Source organism: Candidatus Megaera venefica, from assembly GCF_034554655.1.
Taxonomy (GTDB): Bacteria; Pseudomonadota; Alphaproteobacteria; order Rickettsiales; family Rickettsiaceae; genus Megaera_A; species Megaera_A venefica.
This window is the reverse complement of record NZ_JARJFB010000187.1, coordinates 1-2,850: the sequence shown is the minus strand read 5'-3', so window position 1 is coordinate 2,850 and position 2,850 is coordinate 1. Positions and strand designations below refer to the sequence as shown.

Sequence of the window (2,850 nt, the reverse complement as noted above, 5' to 3'; positions counted from 1 at the left end):
ACTCCATTATGGAAAACCTGGGACTGGCGCTTTACTCCAAGAAGGAATGTTTTTCACTATTGAGCCTATGCTAAACGATGGCATGCTGAACTAATTTTTTATGGTATTCCTGAATTACTGTACTTGAAAGCAGCTTATAATGCTTATCCTTATCACGAAAAACAACAGAACCGCGTTGATAAAAATTTCCATCTATTATTTTGCCTGCTAATTCTCCCTTTTTATTCTCTATTAGCTGTTTTTTTACTAAATCAATATCACTAGTATGATTGAATTTTAATTCACCATTAATCACTAATTGTCCAATATTTACTACTTGGCCGGACTTAATTTCAAATGCTCCATAAAGAAAATAATTGTCTTTGTAGCCAGGAGAAGGGAGCCAACGAGTAGCATTGTATGTGTCCAGTAAAGAGATATAGTCAATGTAATAAATCCCTGGATCTAAATAAAGAAGGCTTTGAGCAGCATTACGTTTAAAGGCCTTAAGACTGAAAAAATCCGAGAAACCTGAATTAACATTAACCCTGTACCTTATATCTTTTTCCTCTAATTTAACAAGAATATATGATAGAGAAGCATTCTTACTCAGACTTCCCTCTGCAATATCAAAGAATACTACTCCTTTTTTACCCTGAGCAAAAGATTCCTGTGTATAAGATTCCATTTTTTGATATTTATAGCCACCACAACTGCTTAGTATAAGTGATATAAGTAGGTACGAAAAAATTTTTGTTGGGGAGAAAGAAAGTTTCATTACTAATAAACTATAGTGACATTGTTTTTAAAAAAATCACTATAGTTTATTTAGATATTTTTTAAAACCTTTATTTAACTAAAGTTTCTAGAATCATGGGATCCTTACCTTCAATCTTGATTGTAATATTAAACTTATCTCCTGCAGACAAATTCTTTTTTAAATCAAATAACATAATGTGAATTGCTCCTGGCGTAAGTTCTATTGAGCTTCCAGCCGGAACAACAATTTTATCAATTGAGGTCATACGACTTACACCTTTTTCATCCACAAAACTCTTGTGAAGTTCAACATTGTTAGCAATTTGTGATGCAGAAGCGCCAATAATCGTAATCTGTTCAGCAGTTGGATTATTGATTTTCATATATGCAGCAGAGTTGTTATTTGGAGACATGGATTTACGTGCCCAGATATCTGTTATTTCTAGAGTTTTCTTTACTTCAGCTGCTTTTGGTTGCTCAGTTCCAGATTGTTGACCAGATATTGCTGTATCGCCATTATTAGTATTTGGGTTTTCAGGGGCGGCAGCCCCAGCAACATTGCAAAATAACAAAGTTATGCCAAGACCACATAAAATTTTCTTTTTCATTAGTTCTTCTCTCTATCTTATATTTAAAAATACCAAATTTATAGTGTCATAAGGAGAATGGATCTGCAAATAAATAACCTGAATTTATAGTAAACATAAGTGAACTAGATACATAAAAACCGTTGTAAATTTATTTTTGTTCCTTATATAGTAAATTATATATCTTTGAATTTCGTAGTAATTGGCTATGCGTGCCGTGACTTGCAAGTGTTCCTTGATTAATAACTAAAATCTCATCTGCTTTTTCAATTGAAGATATACGATGTGCGACAGAAATTATTGTTTTGCCAGCTAGGAACTCTCGTAAATTAAACAATACCTGTTCCTCGCTTTCAGTATCTAGTGCGCTTGTAGCCTCATCTAAAAGTAAAATTTCTGGTTTATATAATAGGGCTCTGGCAATAGCAATTCTTTGTTTTTGTCCGCCTGATATTCTTATTCCTCTCTCGCCAATTTCTGTATCAAGTCCTAATTCAAGAGTGTTAGTGAAATTAAGTATGCCGCAAATTTCTGCGACATGCTCTATTTCATCATCACTTGCATCAGGCCTTGAAAAATTAATATTAGAACGAATAGATCCAGAAAATATCGTAGGATTTTGTTCAACATATGCAATTTTGCTTCTAATAAGCTCATCTTTAACCAGGGTAATATTCCTTGAACCAATAAAAATATTACCACTTTGATGATTATAAAATTTTAATAATAATTGCAGCAAAGTACTTTTACCAGAGCCGGATTTTCCTACAATACCTGTAAATTTTCCTTGTATTATTTCTAGTGAGATACTTTTTAATATTAAAATATCTGGCCTCGATGGATACGAAAAACTAACTTTCTCAAAACGAATAGAATAATTCTGGTCTAAAATTTCTATACTTAGTACAGGGGCTATATTTGGTTTTAAGTCTCGGAGTTCAAGTACACGTTCTAAAGCAGCAAATGGACTTTGTAATTCATTTAGAAGTTCAGCTATACCTCCAGCACTCATGCCAACTATCATTGCATAATAGATAAATGATATCATTTTTCCGGAAGTCATAGCTCCACTTAAAATATCAATACTTCCAACCCAAATAACCAAAGTTATTGAGCCAGTAATTATTGCTATGGCCAATGCAAAAAATAATGACCGAAGCCTTAGTCTTATACTTGCATGTTTGATGTTTGAATGAATTTTTTTCTCAAATTGATCGGATAAATATTGTTGTTGGTTATAGGCATAAAGAGTACGTATACCAATAAAATTTTCTTCAATATTGGAGGCTAATAAACTCTGTTCTTCTAAAACTCGTTTAGATAAAGATCTGACATGCTTACTTAACTTGAGAATAGGAAACAGGAGAACAGGAATGCTAAACATTACCATTAATGAAAGCTTAGGGCTCTCTATAAACATTAAAGTTATCGCCCCTATTAGCATTATTGAATTTCTGATAAAAAAGGATAAAAAGTTGATAATTAAATTACCAACCATTTCAATATCTGCTCCCAATCTTGAAAT

The 2,850-nt window shown here is 32.5% G+C and carries 3 protein-coding genes; all 3 read right to left on the bottom strand.

Features of this window, described 5'->3' with window-relative positions; all coding sequences use genetic code 11:
- Positions 1-70 precede the first annotated feature (70 nt).
- Positions 71-757: a hypothetical protein gene (locus Megvenef_RS08515; RefSeq protein WP_322777508.1), complete on the bottom strand. Its 687-nt coding sequence runs from the start codon at positions 755-757 to the stop codon at positions 71-73.
- Between the two features lie 70 nt (positions 758-827).
- The gene (locus Megvenef_RS08510; protein WP_322777507.1) at positions 828-1,346 is read right to left on the bottom strand and encodes a copper chaperone PCu(A)C; all 519 of its coding nucleotides are present in this window, start codon (positions 1,344-1,346) and stop codon (positions 828-830) included.
- 130 nt (positions 1,347-1,476) lie between these two features.
- On the bottom strand, positions 1,477-2,850 hold a 1,374-nt coding region (locus Megvenef_RS08505; protein ID WP_322777506.1), incomplete at its 5' end, for an ABC transporter ATP-binding protein.